Here is a 14,576-nt window from a genome sequence, read left to right as displayed (position 1 = left end):
TCGCATGAACGAGCCCCGGTACGTCCCCGGCCACCACCTGCTGGAGGACCGCACCGCGGTCGTCACCGCGGCCGCCGGAGCCGGGATCGGCGGCGCCACCGCCCGCCGCTTCCTGGAGGAGGGCGCCCGCGTCCTCATCAGCGACGCCCACGCCCGCCGGCTGAAGGAGACCGAGGAGGCGCTCGCCGCCGAGTTCGGGGCGGACCGCGTCACCTCCCTGCCCTGCGACGTCACCGACGAGGACCAGGTCCGGGCGCTCTTCGCGCGCGCCGAGCAGACCCACGGCCGCCTGGACGTCGTCGTCAACAACGCCGGTCTCGGCGGCACCGCCGCCCTCGTCGACATGACCGACGCCCAGTGGTCCCAGGTCCTCGACGTCACCCTGAACGGCACCTTCCGTTGCACGCGCGCCGCCCTGCGGTCCTTCCGGGCCGCCGGCACCACGGGCGGGGTCGTCGTCAACAACGCCTCCGTCGTCGGCTGGCGCGCCCAGACCGGCCAGGCCCACTACGCCGCCGCCAAGGCGGGCGTGATGGCGCTGACCCGCTGCGCGGCCCTGGAGGCGGCCGAGTACGGCGTACGGATCAACGCGGTCGCCCCGAGCCTGGCCATGCACCCGCACCTGGTGAAGGTCACCAGCGAGGAACTGCTCGCCGAGCTCACCGCCCGCGAGGCCTTCGGCCGGTACGCCGAGCCCTGGGAGGTCGCCAACGTCATCGTCTTCCTGGCCAGCGGCTACTCCTCGTACATGACGGGCGAGACCGTCTCGGTCAGCAGCCAGCATCCCTAGGGGGTGCCGTGTCCGAGAATGGCCCCGTGCCAACGAACAAGGCGACAGCCAAGAAGAAGCCCCAGGTGACGGCCTCGCCCGAGCGGCGCCGCGAACTCCTCGACACCGCCGCCGAGGTCTTCGCCGCACAGGGCTACAACGCCACCACCGTCCGGAAGATCGCCGACGCCGCCGGGATGCTCGCCGGCAGCCTCTACTACCACTTCGATTCCAAGGAATCGATGCTCGACGAGATCCTCTCCGCCTTCCTGAACGAGCTCTGGGAGGGCTACGACACCGTCCTCGCGGCCGGTCTCGGCCCCAGGGAGACCATCGAGGCCCTGGTCACCGAGTCCTTCCGGGAGATCGACCGGCACCGCGCCGCCGTCGCCATCTACCAGAAGGAATCCCGCACCCTCAGCGCCCAGCCCCGCTTCCACTACCTGTCCGACTCGCAGGTGAAGTTCGAGAAGGCCTGGCTGGGCACCCTGGAGCGCGGGGTCGCGGCCAAGGTCTTCCGCGCCGACCTCGACATCCGCCTCACCTACCGCTTCGTGCGCGACACGGTGTGGGTGGCGGCGTCCTGGTACCGGCCGGGCGGACAGCACAGCCCCGAGGAGATCGCCCGCCAGTACCTGTCGATGGTGCTGGACGGGATCGCCCTGCGCACCTGACCGATCAGCACACCAGAGGAGCCCCCGATGCCCGAGGCCTACATAGTCGACGCGGTACGCACCCCCGTGGGGCGCCGGGGCGGCGGTCTGTCGGCCGTCCACCCCGCCGACCTGGGAGCGCACGTCCTGAAAGCGCTGGTCGAACGGTCCGGGGTGGACCCGGCCGCGGTCGACGACGTGGTGTTCGGCTGCCTCGACACGGTCGGCCCGCAGGCGGGCGACATCGCGCGGACGGCCTGGCTGGCGGCGGGCCTGCCGCAGGAGGTCCCGGGCGTCACGGTCGACCGCCAGTGCGGTTCCTCCCAGCAGGCGGTGCACTTCGCGGCGCAGGGCGTCCTGTCGGGCACCCAGGACCTCGTGGTCGCGGGCGGCACCCAGAACATGTCGATGATCCCGATCGCCTTCGCGTCGCGGCAGGCGGCCGAACCCCTGGGCCTCACCCAGGGCCCGTACGCGGGCTCGGAGGGCTGGCGCGCCCGGTACGGCGACGCCCCCGTCAACCAGTTCCACGGCGCGCAGCTGATCGCGCAGAAGTGGGGCATCTCGCGACGGGACATGGAGGAGTTCGCGCTCCGCTCCCACCGGCGGGCGCTGCGGGCGATCGACGAGGGGCGCTTCGAGCGCGAGACGGTGGCGTACCGGGGCGTCGCGGTGGACGAGGGCCCGCGCCGGGACACCTCGCTGGAGAAGATGGCGGGCCTGAAACCGGTCGTCGAGGGCGGCACCATCACGGCGGCGGTCTCCTCCCAGGTCTCGGACGGCGCGGCGGCGATGCTGATCGCCTCGGAGCGGGCCGTCCGCGAACACGGCCTGCGGCCCCGCGCCCGCATCCACCACCTCTCGGTCCGCGGCGAGGACCCGATCCGCATGCTGTCCGCGCCGATCCCGGCCACTGCGCACGCGCTGAAGAAGACGGGCATGGCGCTGGCCGACATCGACCTGGTGGAGATCAACGAGGCCTTCGCGCCCGTGGTGCTGGCCTGGCTGAAGGAGACCGGAGCCGACCCGGACAAGGTCAACGTGAACGGTGGCGCGATCGCACTGGGGCACCCGCTGGGAGCGACGGGCGTGAAGCTGATGACCACCCTGCTGCACGAGCTGGAGCGCACGGGCGGCCGCTTCGGCCTCCAGACCATGTGCGAGGGCGGCGGGCAGGCCAACGTGACGATCATCGAGCGGCTGTAGCGCTTGGGCGTACTTCCGGGCCATTCGGTGCCATTCGGGCGGCTGAGCCGGGGGCTGGACGAGCCCCCCCGGCTCACCTGTCCGAATGAATTTTTCGCCGAGCAGTCAGGGGGTGCGAACCGCTCTCGACCCAAGCGGGACGGGCCTTCCGGGCTCACGGCCGACACGCCGAAGGGCGCAGGTCACACCCTCGCGGCCACCCCGACCCGCCGAGGTGTGCTAGCTTAGAGCTCGTTGCAGTTGTGGTACCCATGAACTTTATGTGCGCCTGACGGGAATGCTCCGCAGGCGCTTTTATTGTTTTGCCGGAATCTCCGGATGGGGCCCTTTGCCGCCTATTCAGGAGATTCAAAATGGCACTTGGCACCGTGAAGTGGTTCAACTCGGAAAAGGGCTTCGGCTTCATCGAGCAGGACGGTGGCGGCCCGGACGTCTTCGCCCACTACTCGAACATCGCCACCCAGGGCTTCCGTGAGCTCCAGGAGGGCCAGCGCGTGTCCTTCGACGTGACGCAGGGCCAGAAGGGCCCCCAGGCGGAGAACATCCTCCCCGCCAACTAAGTATTTCAGCTTGCCGGGGTCCGCACCGTGAGGTGCGGGCCCCGGCTTGTCTGCTGTCTCGACCTTTGTTTTACCTGCCGGTTTCAGGAGGGCTTTCTCGCATGACCAGCTCCAGCTCCGCACGACCCAGCCGCCGCCCCACCCGGGGTCGAGGTGCGGCCCAGGGGCGTCCGAAGTCTGGCGCGGGACGGCAGAAGTCCGCCCCCGTTGCCCGGCCCCAGGAATTCACCATGCCCGAGCCGATCGCCCCGGCGCTGCCGCCGGTCGAGGCGTTCGAGGACATGGGCATGCCCGAGGCGCTGCTGAAGACCCTCGCCGCCCAGGGCGTCACCCAGCCGTTCCCGATCCAGGCCGCGACGCTGCCGAACTCGCTGGCCGGCCGCGACCTGCTCGGCCGCGGCCGCACGGGCTCCGGCAAGACCCTGGCCTTCGGCCTGGCGCTGCTGGCCCGTACCGCCGGCCGCCGCGCGCAGCCCAAGGCACCGCTCGCGCTGGTCCTCGTACCGACCCGCGAGCTCGCGCAGCAGGTGACCGACGCCCTGGCCCCGTACGCCACGGCCGTCAACCTGCGCATCGCGACCGTCGTCGGCGGCATGTCGATCAACCGGCAGTCGGGCGCCCTGCGCCGCGGCTCCGAGGTGCTCGTCGCCACCCCCGGCCGTCTCAAGGACCTCATCGACCGCGGTGACGCGGACCTCTCGCAGGTGTCGATCACCGTCCTCGACGAGGCCGACCAGATGACCGACATGGGCTTCATGCCGCAGGTCACCGCGCTGCTCAAGCAGGTCGAGCCCGGCGGCCAGCGCATGCTGTTCTCGGCGACGCTGGACAAGAACATCGACAAACTCGTCAAGATGTTCCTGACCGACCCGGTCGGCCACTCCGTCGACCCGTCGGCCGGTGCGGTCACGACGATGGAACACCACGTCCTGTACGTCATGGACGAGACCGACAAGAAGGCCGTGGCGACGCGTATAGCCGCTCGCGACGGCCGGGTGATCATGTTCGTGGACACCAAGCGTGCCGTGGACCGCATGGTCAAGAAGCTCCTCGCCGACGGCGTACGCGCCTCCGGCCTGCACGGCGGCCGCTCCCAGCCGCAGCGCAACCGCACCCTCGACTGGTTCAAGACGGGCGAGGTCACCGCGCTGGTCGCCACGAACGTCGCGGCGCGCGGCATCCACATCGACGACCTCGACCTCGTCGTGAACGTGGACCCGCCCACCGACCACAAGGACTACCTGCACCGCGGCGGCCGTACCGCCCGCGCCGGTGAGTCCGGCAGCGTGGTCACCCTGGTCCTGCCCGACCAGAGGCGGGACATGACCCGCCTGATGTCGGACGCGGGGATCTCCCCGCGCACCGCGCAGATCAAGTCCTCCGACGAGGAGCTGACCCGGCTGACCGGCGCCAAGGAGCCCTCGGGCATCCCGGTGGTGCTGGACGTGCCGCAGCCGACCCCGCCCAAGCCGCGCGGCGGCTCCGGCGCGGGCTCCGGTGCCCGCCGCCGCTCGGGCGGGGGCGCGCCGCGCACCGGCTCCGCAACGGGTGGCGCGACGGCGGCCGGCGGTCGTGGCCGTCGCTCGGGTGGCGCCGGCTCCGGGCAGGCCCCGGCGGCCTCCGGTAACGGCCAGGCCCGTCGTGGTCAGGGCGGCGCGGGCGCGGCCTCCGGTTCGGGCCAGGCCCGTCGTGGTCAGGGCGGCGCCTCCGGTGGCGCGGCCGCGGCTTCCGCGCGCAGCCGGGTCGGCTCCGCGGGCCAGGGCCGCCGCCGGGCGGTCTGACCGCAGCCGAGGACGCAGGACGACGCCGGGCCGTGCATCGCGCACGCGCCCGGCGTCGTCGTGTCCGCGCCCTCTCCAGGAACTCCCTAGCGGACCATCTTGTTCTGCAGCTTCGCCAGGGTCCGCAGGTCCAGGCCGAGGCCTTCGGTGAGGTAGCCGTAGAAGCTGCCGTAGTCGGCCTCCATCCGGGCCGTCGCCGAGTCCAGGTAGTCCTGGCGGACCTCCTGGAGCGGGATCAGCAGGTCCGGGTTCTGCATCCGCCCGGACTGCTTGAGGCCCGCCCGCACCCGGGCGTCGTAGGCGGCGCGGAAGGTGTTCGACGCCAGGTAGTCGCGCGCGGCGGCGTCCTCGGGGACGGCCAGCGCGCGCAGCAGGACGTAGCTCATCCAGCCGGTGCGGTCCTTGCCGGACGTGCAGTGGTACAGCAGCGGGCCCTGCGCGCCGTCCGCGATCTCCCGCAGGGCCGCCGCGAACTGCGCCCGGTTCTCGGGGCTGCTCACGAAGGTGCGGTAGATGTCGCGCATGTAGGCCTCGGCGCGGCCGCCGCCGAGCATCTGCTCCTGCGTGACGGGGTCGCCGCTGGTGATCGCGCCGACCAGGGTCCCGTACAGGCCGAGGTCGCTGACCGGGCGGGAGGTGGGGGTGAGCGGGGCGGGCAGTCGGTCGGCGCCGTCGTACTGGACCTCCACGGGGATGCGGAAGTCGAGGACCTTCGTGAGGCCCAGACCGGAGACCGTGGTGAGGTCCGCGTCGGTCAGCTTGCTCAGCGCGTCGGAGCGGTAGACCAGCCCCTGGCGGACCTGGCCACCCGTCCAGGTGCGGTAGCCGCCGACGTCCCGGACGTTGACGGCGCCCTGGAGGGTGATCTGGCGAATCGTTTCAGCTTGCTGCTGGTGCCAGTGCGGCCGGGCACTGACCCCGGCGCCGGGCGCCGCCGCCGCGTACGCGGAGGCGGGCAGGGTCCCGAGGGCGAGTGCGGCGGCGGCCGCCGCGGTCGCCAGGCGGATACGGGCACGGCTCATGGGGGCGACTCCTGTGGCGGAGAAGGGGGATCACCCTGCGGGTGGCAGGGTGCGGAGCGAGTGCTGCGCTGCGAGTGCTTCCAGTACCTGGTGTGCCTCGGCCATGACGCGGGAGACGAGCTCCGCGCAGGACGGCAGATCGTCGATCACCCCCGCGACCTGGCCCGATGCCATGACGCCGAGGTCCGTACGGCCCTCGACCATGGACGCCTTCAGGAGCATCGGGGTGTTCGCCGCGAGCAGGACCTGGCTCCAGGACAGGTCCTTGCCGTGTTTCACGGCGAGGCCGTCACGGACCATCCGCGGCCAGCTCAGACCGGACAGCTTCCGGAAACCGGCCGCGTGCCGCACCGCCCGCACCAGGGCCCGTACGCGGCCCGCGCGCTCCAGGGAGTCGACCAGCTCGGTGCGGAGCATGCGGTGCGGCAGCCCGTCGACGGCCGTGGTGACGGTGACGTCCTTGACCGTGGCCTTCAGGTACGCGGCCTTCACCGCGTCCGGGACGGTGGAGTCGGAGGTCAGCAGGAAACGGGTGCCCATGGCGATGCCCGCCGCCCCGTAGGCCAGGGCGGCGACCAGGCCGCGTCCGTCGCTGAAGCCGCCCGCCGCCACCACCGGGATGTCCACGGCGTCCACGACCTGGGGCAGCAGCACGCTCGTCGCCACGTCCCCGGTGTGGCCGCCGCCCTCACCGCCCTGCACGATCACCGCGTCGGCTCCCCAGGCGGCCACCTTCTCGGCGTGCCGCCGGGCCCCGACCGAGGGGATGACCACCACGCCCGCGTCGCGCAGCCGCCCGATCAGCTCCTTGGAGGGCGCGAGGGCGAACGAGGCGACCCGCACCCCCTCGTCGATGATCAGCTGGGCGCGCTCGGCCGCGTCCCCGGCGTCCGCGCGCAGGTTGACCCCGAAGGGGGTCCCGGGCGCGGTGCGGGCCTTGACCTCGCGGACCGCCGACCGCAGCTGGTCCATCGTCATCGTCGCCGAGGCCAGGATCCCCAGGGCCCCCGCGTTCGCCGCGCCCGACACCAGGCGCGGGCCGGCGACCCAGCCCATGCCCGTCTGCACGATCGGGTGCCGCACGCCCACCAGCTCGGTGAATGCCGTCTCCACCGGATCAGCCCCGCACTTCCCGGTCGCGCAGCCCCCGGGGATCGATGACCTCGCGGATGAGCCGCAGTTCCTCGGCGCTCGGCTCCCGCGTGTACGGGACCTGCTCGGCGACGGCCAGGTCGAAGCCGGTGGCGGCCCGGACCTGCTCGACGCCGACCCCCGGATGCACGGAGGCCAGGCGCATCGAGCGGTCCGGGCCGGTGAAGTCGAAGACGCCGAGGTCGCTGACCACCCGCGGGAGGCGGTGGTAGCGCGTCACCCCGGCCGCCTCGGCGCGGTCGTGGCCGACGCCGCTGACCATGTCGACCCGTTCGACGAACACCCGGGTGGAGTGCCGGGGGATCCAGTAACTCACCGGATTGTTCAGGGTGTTGACGGGTGCGCCGCGCACCCCCAGGAGCTGGCGGGCCGGCCGCCGCCAGTCGCCGATGCAGGAGATGTTCTGGTTGCCGAAGCGGTCGATCTGGCTGGCGCCCATCATCACGTGCCGCTTGCCGCCGGTGACCATGGTCAGGTGCCGCCGGTACGGGAGCCAGCCCTCGGCCGTGCCGTCCAGTCCGACGAGCATGGCCTCGCCGTCGGTCAGGAGCAGGTCGGGGGAGAAGGTCCGCTTCGCGAGACGGGCCCCGAAGGAGGGGATCAGGCCCATCGGGCTGGCGAGCACCTCGCCGTTGTCGCGCCAGGCCTCGGCGCAGGCGATCACGCAGTACTCCGCACGACTGGTCATTTCTGCTCCTCGTGCCAGGTCCGGACCGCGCGCTGGTAGTCGTGCTCGTCGGCGCCCGAGAGGAAGCGCTCCGCGAACTCGGGCCAGGGAGTGGTCGCGTACAGCTTCTGGAAGGCCTCGTCGCGGTCGTAGTCGGGGACGCAGGAGGTGAAGTGCGCGCCGCCCGGGGCCTCCACGACCCCGGTGACGCAGTGACGGCTGACCAGGAGCGACTGCGGGGGGCCCGCCTTGCCGAGCTCGGCGGTCTCGACGAGCTGCTCGCAGGAGACGTAGGCCGCCTCGGCCGCCTCGCAGAAGAGGTCGTCGAAGTACGGGTCCGGCCCCAGGTACTGGGCGTTGCCCAGGCGGTCGGCCCGGTTCAGGTGGACCAGGGCGGCGTCCATGCGCAGGGCGGGCACGGCGACGAACTCCTCCCCGTCGGCGTAGGGCGAGGTGACGGTGCGCAGCTCCGGGTTGACCCGCATCACGTCGGAGCCGAGCCCGGCGCGGACGGGCAGGAAGGGCAGCCGGTTCGCGGCGGCGTGCAGGCCCCACATGAACATGGCCTCGTCGAGCTCGGTGAGGGCGAAGGCGGCGCGCTCGCGGGCGGCCCGGAAATGGGGCTCCAGCGGGATGGAGTCCAGGGTGGCGAAGGGGGCGACGAGCCTCTTGATCCGGCCCGCGGCGGCCAGCAGGCCGACGTCGGGGCCCCCGTAGGAGATCACCGTGAGATCGGTGACGGCGGAGCGGAGCAGTGCGCGCACCAGGGCCATGGGTTTGCGGCGCGAACCCCAGCCGCCGATGCCCAGGGTCATGCCGCTGCGCAGCTGCCCCACGACCTCTTCGGGGCTCATCGTCTTGTCGGTCATGCGGTGTCTCCCTGTCCCTTCCCGAAGGTGTCGCGGACCCGGTCGGCCACCCCGCTGAGGTTGGCCTCGAAGGTGAAGCCCTGCTCGAAGCGGTAGCTGCGGCGCACGTCCACGGGGTCGATGCCGTTGATGGCCGCCTTGGCCAGCCGCAGGAGACAGCCGTCCTTCGCCGCGATCTCGGCGGCCAGCTCCAAGGCGGCGGCGCGCAGTCCGCCCGCCGGGACCACCCTCCAGACCGAGCCGTGCGCGTGCAGTTCGGCGGCGGTCGCGGTCCGCGAGGTGTAGTACAGCGTGCGCATCAGGTGCTGCGGGACGAGCCGGGCCAGATGGGTGGCGGCGCCGAGCGCGCCCCGGTCCAGCTCGGGCAGGCCGAAGACGGCGTCGTCGGAGGCGACGATCGCGTCGGCGTTGCCGACGAGGCCGATGCCCCCGCCCAGGCAGAACCCGTTCACGGCCGCGACCACCGGCACCTCGCACTCGTACACGGCGGCGAAGGCCTCGGAGCAGCCCCGATTGGCGCCGATGAGGCGGCCGTGGCCGGTGTCGCGCTGGATCTCCTTGATGTCGACGCCCGCGTTGAAGCCGCGGCCCTCGGCGGCGAGGACCACGCACCGGACCGCGGGATCGCGGCCGGCGGCGCGCAGGGCGTCGGCGAGGTCGTACCAGCCCTGCACGGGCAGCGCGTTGACCGGCGGGAAGTCGACGGTGACGCATGCGACGCCCTGGCCCGGGCCGGAGGTGGAGACACCCATGAGAGGATCAGCTACCTTTCCACCAAACATTTGTTAGGTGAGGAAGGTAGCAGCCCATGGAGCTCGACGGGAGGGTCGTCGTCGTCACCGGGGGAACCCGCGGCGTCGGCGCGGGAATCGCCCGGTCGTTCCTCACGGCCGGCGCGGACGTCGTCGTCTGCGCCCGCCGACCACCGCCCGAACCGGTGGCGGCGGGCGGCCGGGAGGCGTCCTTCACCGCGCTCGACCTGCGCGATCCGGCCGCGGTGGGAGCACTGTTCGAGTCGGTCGGGGGCCGCCACGGACGGCTCGACTGCCTGGTCAACAACGCGGGCGGGACCCCGTACCGGCTGCTGGGCACGGGGGAGGGCGAGGGCGCGGGTGCGGGGGAGGGTGCGCGGGAGGCGCAGCGCCACGCGCGGGTCGTCGAGCTCAACCTGCTCGCGCCGCTGACGGCCTCGCTGGCGGCCTACCCGTGGCTGCGGCGGACCCGCGGCTCGGTGCTGATGATCGGCAGCGTCAGCGGCACCCGGCCCTCCCCGGGCACGGCGGCGTACGGGGCGGCCAAAGCCGGCCTGGAGAACCTGGCCCGGTCCATGGCCGTGGAATGGGCGCCCGAGGTACGGGTCAACTCCCTCGTCCTCGGCATGGTGCGCACCGAGCTGGCGCACCTGCACTACGGGGACGAGGCCGGGATCGCGGCCGTGGCCGCGACCGTACCGCTGGGGCGGCTCGCGGAACCCTCCGACGTGGGCGAGGCGGCGGTGTTCCTGGCCTCCGCCCGGGCGGCGTACGTGAGCGGGGCGAGCCTGCTCGTGCACGGGGGCGGGGAGCGCCCCGCGTTCTTGGATGCGGCAACTGTCAACAAGGAGAGCTGACATGGCGGGACTGTGCGAGGGCCGGGTCGTGATCGTGACGGGTGCGGGGCGGGGGCTGGGGCGGGCCCACGCCCTGGCCTTCGCGGCGGAGGGGGCGAAGGTCGTCGTGAACGACCTGGGGGTCGCGCTGGACGGCCGAGCGGCCGCGGACGGTCCCGCGCACCTGGTCGTCCGCGAGATCCGGGCGCTGGGCGGGGAGGCGGTGGCGCACGGCGGGGACATCGCGACGTCCGCTGGAGCGGACTCGCTGGTGGAGACGGCCGTCGACACCTTCGGCCGCCTGGACACCCTGGTCAACAACGCGGGCTTCCTGCGGGACCGGATGCTGGTCAACCTCGACGAGGACGACTGGGACGCGGTCGTCAGGGTGCACCTGAAGGGGCACTTCCTGCCGCTGCGGGCGGCGGCCGCGTGGTGGCGGGCGCAGGCGAAGGCGGGCCGGCAGGTGGCGGCCCGGGTGGTCAACACCTCGTCGGGGGCCGGGCTGCTGGGCTCGGTCGGCCAGGGCAACTACAGCGCGGCGAAGGCGGGGATCCTCGGCATGACCCTGGTCGCGGCGGCGGAGATGGGCCGGTACGGGGTCCAGGTCAACGCGATCGCCCCGGCCGCCCGGACCCGGATGACGGAACAGGCCTTCGCGCAGACCATGGCCGCCCCCGAGGAGGGCGGCTTCGACGCGATGGCCCCGGAGAACGTCTCCCCGCTGGTGGTGTGGCTCGGCTCGGGGGCCTCGGCCGGTGTCACGGGCCGGGTCTTCGAGGCGGAGGGCGGCCGGATCACGGTGATGGAGGGCTGGCGGCCGGGGCCCACCGCGGACCGGGGGGCGCGTTGGACCGCGTCGGAGGCGGGGGAGGCCACGCTGAAACTCCTCGCGGCGGCCGAGGCGCCGCTGCCGGTGTACGGCGCGCGGTGACGCCCGGCGCTGCCGGTGTACGGGGCGCGGTGACGCCCGGCTCTGCCGGTACGGCGCGCGGTGACGCCCGGCGGCGGGCGTGCGTGGCAGGCGCCGGGAGGCGGGCCCGATCGGGAAGACTCCCCGCAGGGTCCCGGGTCCGTCCGGGTCCGGGACGAGAGCCGAAGGAGCCTGATCCCACGATGGCCGTCACGCCGCCCCCGCAGAAGATCACCACGTTCCTCATGTTCGAGGGGCGGGCCGAGGAGGCCATGCTCTTCTACACCTCCCTCTTCGACGACGCGCAGGTCCTGTCCGTCAGCCGCTACGGTCCCGACGAGACCGGACCCGGCGCCGGGGCGGAGGGGACCGTGCGCCACGCGACCTTCGCCCTGGCCGGACAGCGGTTCATGTGCATCGACAGCCCGGCTCCGCACGCGTTCGGCTTCACCCCTGCGGTGTCGCTGTACGTCCAGTGCGAGGACGAGGCCGAGATCGACCGCCTCTACGGCGCGCTCGCCGAGCAGGGCCAGGAACTGATGCCCCTGGGGTCGTACGGATTCAGCGCCCGCTTCGGCTGGGTGAACGACCGCTTCGGCGTCTCCTGGCAGCTGAACGTGGCGGCCGCGCCGAGCGAGGGGGTCGTGGTCGGGCAGTGACGGCGCTCGACGGCTGACCGCCGGCCGCTGACGCTGACCGCTGACCGCCGGCACACGAAAGCGGGCCCGGCCCCCTGGCGAGGGGTCGGGCCCGGGTCTTCACCGGTGCGGTGGGATATGACTACCCGCTCCATGCACGTGCTGAACCGCGGTCGGCCCATCAGCTTGTCCCACGTACTGCGGACCCCTGACTCCCGGACCGGGCGCCTCGGGTCAGGACAGCTTGCCGTCGTAGTCCGGCAGCTTCACGGTGCGCTCGGCGTGACCGCCGACGAGGTCGGTCGGGCTGTTGCCGATGTTGGCGATGATCGTGTAGCCGAGCGCCTCGATCTCCGCGCGCTTGCCCGTCTTGTAGGCGCTGACCTCGTCGAACAGGTCGGGCAGGTCGCGGACGTAGAGGCCCGACACCGGGTAGCCGACGGCCTTGAGGTTGTGCTCGGTGAGGGAGTGGATGATCCCGGGGCGGGCGGTGACGAAGAAGACGGCGACGCCGCGCTCGTTCGCGTAGCGGGTCAGGTCGCGCACCTTGGAGATCGCGGGGGTCGGGAACGTCCAGAACCAGTGGAAGTCCGTCTCCAGCGAGGTGTTGTCGATGTCGAGGACGATCGCGGGCTTCTCGCCGGCGGGCGAGGCGGCGATGCGCTGCTCGATTGCGGGCCGGGCGGCGTCGATGACGGAGGCGACGTCCCGCTGCCAGGTGCCGTAGTCGATGCCGAGGATCGCGGCGTTGCCGCCGGGCGCGGACGCGGAGGCCGACGCGGTGACGGGGGCCGCCTGGGCGGCGGTGGCCGGCACCAAGGTCAGGACGGCGGCCGCTGCGGCCACGCCTGCGGCGGCGGTACGGGACATACGGATGCGACGGCTGCTGCGCATGGGGGGCGCTCCTGGGTCACGAAGTGGCATGTGAACGACCAGAGTTGGCGAGAAGCCGACGCATGTCTACCGACCAGTAGGAAATCTTTCACGACCGGGAGGTGAATGCTCTCGAGATGGGCACTTATGCCCACCCCCGCCGACCCGGCCCACCGCCTCCTGCCCGTCGGCGCCTGCCCGCTGGGCCACTGCGTGCCCGCGGGGGGCCGCGTGGAACGCGCTCGGTTCCGAGGCGGCCGCATGCCCCATCGGCCGCCTGCTCCCTCGGCCGCCTGTTCTGCGCTGCCGGACGTCCTGCGCCGTACGTCCTGTCGCTCGAACAGGTGGTGGCCGAAAGTGCGTTCTTGATGCCCGTCATACGGCTGCTGTGTCATGGACGTGTCATTCACCCGATGACGCGCACGGCCCAACCCCCCACGAAAGGCAGTGTGTTGACTGTGAGTACCTTCACGCGGTTCTTGAAGCGCACTCTCGCCGTCGGCGCGGTCGCCCTCGCAGCCGTCAGCCTCCAGCCCGGCAGCGCCACCGCCGGCACCGCCCCCGTCGTCGGCGGCACCCGAGCCGCCCAAGGCGAGTTCCCCTTCATGGTGCGCCTCTCCATGGGCTGCGGCGGCGCCCTGTACACCCAGCAGATCGTCCTCACCGCCGCCCACTGCGTCAGCGGATCGGGCAACAACACCTCCATCACCGCCACCGCCGGAGTCGTCGACCTCAACAGCTCCAGCGCCATCAAGGTCCGGTCCACCAAGGTCCTCCAGGCCCCCGGCTACAACGGCACGGGCAAGGACTGGGCCCTGATCAAACTCGCCCAGCCCGTCAACCTCCCCACCCTCAAGATCGCCGAGACCAAGGCCTACGACAACGGCACCTTCACCGTCGCCGGCTGGGGCGCCACCCGCGAGGGCGGCGGCCAGCAGCGCTACCTGCGCAAGGCCACCGTCCCCTTCGTCTCCGACGCCAGCTGCCAGGCCTCGTACGGCAGCTCCCTCGTCCCCGCCGAGGAGATCTGCGCCGGCTACGAGGAGGGCGGCGTCGACACCTGCCAAGGCGACTCCGGAGGCCCGATGTTCCGCCGGGACGACGCCGGCGCCTGGATCCAGGTCGGCATAGTCAGCTGGGGCGAAGGCTGCGCCCGTCCCGACTACCCCGGCGTCTACACCGAGGTCTCCACCTTCGCCGCCGCGATCAAGAGCGCAGCGGCCACGATGTAGCCGGTGCCCGTCCTTCCGGCCGGCCCCCGACCGGCCAACCGGCCGGCCAGCCGGAAGGACGTGACCCCGGGGGCGCGTCCCGGGGCGGGTGCCGGCGGGCACCTGCCCCGGGGAGGCACCCGAAGCCCCGCCGCCGCCCCGCCGCCGGCCGGACACGTACGTCGGGCTGGGCGGCCCCCGCCACCGGCAGTGCGCCCACCTCGGCGTCTCACTGGCCGACTGCCCGAGGACGCACCCGCCGCCGCCCCGTATTCTCGGGAACCATGAGCATCAGCAACACCGGCAACGGCATGAGCAGCGACAACGGCGTGATCAGCGGCAGCGGTGAAGGCGAGCCCCAGGCCGCCCCCGGCATCGACGCGAGCGTCGCCGCCGAACTCGCCCGCCTGCGCGACAGCATCGACAACATCGACGCGGCCGTGGTCCACATGCTCGCCGAACGCTTCAAGTGCACCCAGCAGGTCGGCCACCTCAAGGCCCGACACCAGCTGCCCCCCGCCGACCCGGGCCGCGAGGCCAGCCAGATCGCCCGGCTGCGCCAGCTCGCCGAAAACGCCAAACTCGACCCGGCCTTCGCCGAGAAGCTCCTCAACTTCATCATCGCCGAGGTCATCCGCCACCACGAGACGATCGCCGCAGGCGAGGAGTAGCAC

The 14,576-nt window shown here is 72.6% G+C and carries 16 protein-coding genes; 10 read left to right on the top strand and 6 right to left on the bottom strand.

Annotation, left to right across the window (positions count from 1 at the left end; all coding sequences use genetic code 11):
* Positions 1-4 precede the first annotated feature (4 nt).
* The 5 genes from AC07DU_RS18375 (at position 5) to AC07DU_RS18355 (ending at position 4,969) form a co-directional block, all read left to right on the top strand.
* Positions 5-790, top strand: coding sequence for an SDR family oxidoreductase (locus AC07DU_RS18375; RefSeq protein WP_453372346.1), 786 nt, complete (start codon positions 5-7; stop codon positions 788-790).
* Positions 791-816: 26 nt separating this feature from the next.
* Positions 817-1,443 carry a TetR/AcrR family transcriptional regulator gene (locus AC07DU_RS18370; RefSeq protein WP_360890504.1) on the top strand — a complete coding sequence of 209 codons (627 nt, stop codon included), beginning with the start codon at positions 817-819 and terminating at the stop codon, positions 1,441-1,443.
* Positions 1,444-1,470: 27 nt separating this feature from the next.
* Positions 1,471-2,628: an acetyl-CoA C-acetyltransferase gene (locus tag AC07DU_RS18365; RefSeq protein ID WP_360890501.1), complete on the top strand. Its 1,158-nt coding sequence runs from the start codon at positions 1,471-1,473 to the stop codon at positions 2,626-2,628.
* A gap of 353 nt (positions 2,629-2,981) precedes the next feature.
* The gene (locus AC07DU_RS18360) at positions 2,982-3,188 is read left to right on the top strand and encodes a cold-shock protein (RefSeq protein ID WP_030707191.1); all 207 of its coding nucleotides are present in this window, start codon (positions 2,982-2,984) and stop codon (positions 3,186-3,188) included.
* A gap of 101 nt (positions 3,189-3,289) precedes the next feature.
* On the top strand, positions 3,290-4,969 hold the full coding sequence (locus tag AC07DU_RS18355; protein ID WP_479112303.1) for a DEAD/DEAH box helicase: 1,680 nt from the start codon (positions 3,290-3,292) through the stop codon (positions 4,967-4,969).
* An 86-nt stretch (positions 4,970-5,055) separates the two neighbouring features.
* On the opposite strand, the gene AC07DU_RS18350 is transcribed toward AC07DU_RS18355, so the two are convergent.
* The 5 genes from AC07DU_RS18350 to AC07DU_RS18330 are packed head-to-tail and all read right to left on the bottom strand — an operon-like array spanning position 5,056 to position 9,431.
* Positions 5,056-5,991, bottom strand: coding sequence for a tyrosine-protein phosphatase (locus AC07DU_RS18350; RefSeq protein ID WP_479032785.1), 936 nt, complete (start codon positions 5,989-5,991; stop codon positions 5,056-5,058).
* 30 nt (positions 5,992-6,021) lie between these two features.
* Positions 6,022-7,104: an NAD(P)H-dependent flavin oxidoreductase gene (locus AC07DU_RS18345; protein WP_479112301.1), complete on the bottom strand. Its 1,083-nt coding sequence runs from the start codon at positions 7,102-7,104 to the stop codon at positions 6,022-6,024.
* 4 nt (positions 7,105-7,108) lie between these two features.
* Complete coding sequence (locus AC07DU_RS18340; RefSeq protein WP_360890489.1) at positions 7,109-7,831, bottom strand: CoA-transferase subunit beta; 723 nt, start codon at positions 7,829-7,831, stop codon at positions 7,109-7,111.
* Positions 7,828-8,679: a CoA transferase subunit A gene (locus AC07DU_RS18335; protein ID WP_360890486.1), complete on the bottom strand. Its 852-nt coding sequence runs from the start codon at positions 8,677-8,679 to the stop codon at positions 7,828-7,830. The genes AC07DU_RS18340 and AC07DU_RS18335 overlap by 4 nt, the downstream gene beginning before the upstream one ends.
* Complete coding sequence (locus AC07DU_RS18330; protein ID WP_479112299.1) at positions 8,676-9,431, bottom strand: enoyl-CoA hydratase family protein; 756 nt, start codon at positions 9,429-9,431, stop codon at positions 8,676-8,678. The genes AC07DU_RS18335 and AC07DU_RS18330 overlap by 4 nt, the downstream gene beginning before the upstream one ends.
* Before the next feature lie 56 nt (positions 9,432-9,487).
* On the opposite strand from AC07DU_RS18330, the gene AC07DU_RS18325 reads away from it, so the two are divergent.
* The 3 genes from AC07DU_RS18325 (at position 9,488) to AC07DU_RS18315 (ending at position 11,839) form a co-directional block, all read left to right on the top strand.
* On the top strand, positions 9,488-10,288 hold the full coding sequence (locus AC07DU_RS18325; RefSeq protein WP_479112297.1) for an SDR family oxidoreductase: 801 nt from the start codon (positions 9,488-9,490) through the stop codon (positions 10,286-10,288).
* Between the two features lies 1 nt (position 10,289).
* Complete coding sequence (locus AC07DU_RS18320) at positions 10,290-11,201, top strand: SDR family oxidoreductase (protein ID WP_360890477.1); 912 nt, start codon at positions 10,290-10,292, stop codon at positions 11,199-11,201.
* Positions 11,202-11,383: 182 nt separating this feature from the next.
* Positions 11,384-11,839 carry a VOC family protein gene (locus AC07DU_RS18315; protein WP_479112295.1) on the top strand — a complete coding sequence of 152 codons (456 nt, stop codon included), beginning with the start codon at positions 11,384-11,386 and terminating at the stop codon, positions 11,837-11,839.
* 213 nt (positions 11,840-12,052) lie between these two features.
* Here AC07DU_RS18315 and AC07DU_RS18310 read toward each other — a convergent pair whose 3' ends face one another.
* Entirely contained in the window at positions 12,053-12,712 is a 660-nt protein-coding gene (locus AC07DU_RS18310; protein ID WP_479112293.1) for an HAD family acid phosphatase, read from the bottom strand.
* 392 nt (positions 12,713-13,104) lie between these two features.
* On the opposite strand from AC07DU_RS18310, the gene AC07DU_RS18305 reads away from it, so the two are divergent.
* Entirely contained in the window at positions 13,105-13,923 is an 819-nt protein-coding gene (locus AC07DU_RS18305; protein WP_453372337.1) for a serine protease, read from the top strand.
* A gap of 263 nt (positions 13,924-14,186) precedes the next feature.
* On the top strand, positions 14,187-14,573 hold the full coding sequence (locus AC07DU_RS18300; protein WP_479112291.1) for a chorismate mutase: 387 nt from the start codon (positions 14,187-14,189) through the stop codon (positions 14,571-14,573).
* The last annotated feature ends 3 nt before the right edge of the window (positions 14,574-14,576 follow it).

This window comes from Streptomyces sp. NPDC045695 (genome assembly GCF_056432025.1).
This window is presented reverse-complemented; position numbering and strand designations above follow the sequence as displayed.

Coding starts and splice junctions, on each gene's coding strand:
- AC07DU_RS18375 (WP_453372346.1), top strand. CDS start 5: ATGAACGAGCCCCGGTACGTCCCCGGCCACCACCTGCTGGAGGACCGC.
- AC07DU_RS18365 (WP_360890501.1), top strand. CDS start 1,471: ATGCCCGAGGCCTACATAGTCGACGCGGTACGCACCCCCGTGGGGCGC.
- AC07DU_RS18360 (WP_030707191.1), top strand. CDS start 2,982: ATGGCACTTGGCACCGTGAAGTGGTTCAACTCGGAAAAGGGCTTCGGC.
- AC07DU_RS18355 (WP_479112303.1), top strand. CDS start 3,290: ATGACCAGCTCCAGCTCCGCACGACCCAGCCGCCGCCCCACCCGGGGT.
- AC07DU_RS18350 (WP_479032785.1), bottom strand. CDS start 5,991: ATGAGCCGTGCCCGTATCCGCCTGGCGACCGCGGCGGCCGCCGCCGCA.
- AC07DU_RS18340 (WP_360890489.1), bottom strand. CDS start 7,831: ATGACCAGTCGTGCGGAGTACTGCGTGATCGCCTGCGCCGAGGCCTGG.
- AC07DU_RS18335 (WP_360890486.1), bottom strand. CDS start 8,679: ATGACCGACAAGACGATGAGCCCCGAAGAGGTCGTGGGGCAGCTGCGC.
- AC07DU_RS18330 (WP_479112299.1), bottom strand. CDS start 9,431: ATGGGTGTCTCCACCTCCGGCCCGGGCCAGGGCGTCGCATGCGTCACC.
- AC07DU_RS18325 (WP_479112297.1), top strand. CDS start 9,488: ATGGAGCTCGACGGGAGGGTCGTCGTCGTCACCGGGGGAACCCGCGGC.
- AC07DU_RS18320 (WP_360890477.1), top strand. CDS start 10,290: ATGGCGGGACTGTGCGAGGGCCGGGTCGTGATCGTGACGGGTGCGGGG.
- AC07DU_RS18315 (WP_479112295.1), top strand. CDS start 11,384: ATGGCCGTCACGCCGCCCCCGCAGAAGATCACCACGTTCCTCATGTTC.
- AC07DU_RS18310 (WP_479112293.1), bottom strand. CDS start 12,712: ATGCGCAGCAGCCGTCGCATCCGTATGTCCCGTACCGCCGCCGCAGGC.
- AC07DU_RS18305 (WP_453372337.1), top strand. CDS start 13,105: ATGACGCGCACGGCCCAACCCCCCACGAAAGGCAGTGTGTTGACTGTG.
- AC07DU_RS18300 (WP_479112291.1), top strand. CDS start 14,187: ATGAGCATCAGCAACACCGGCAACGGCATGAGCAGCGACAACGGCGTG.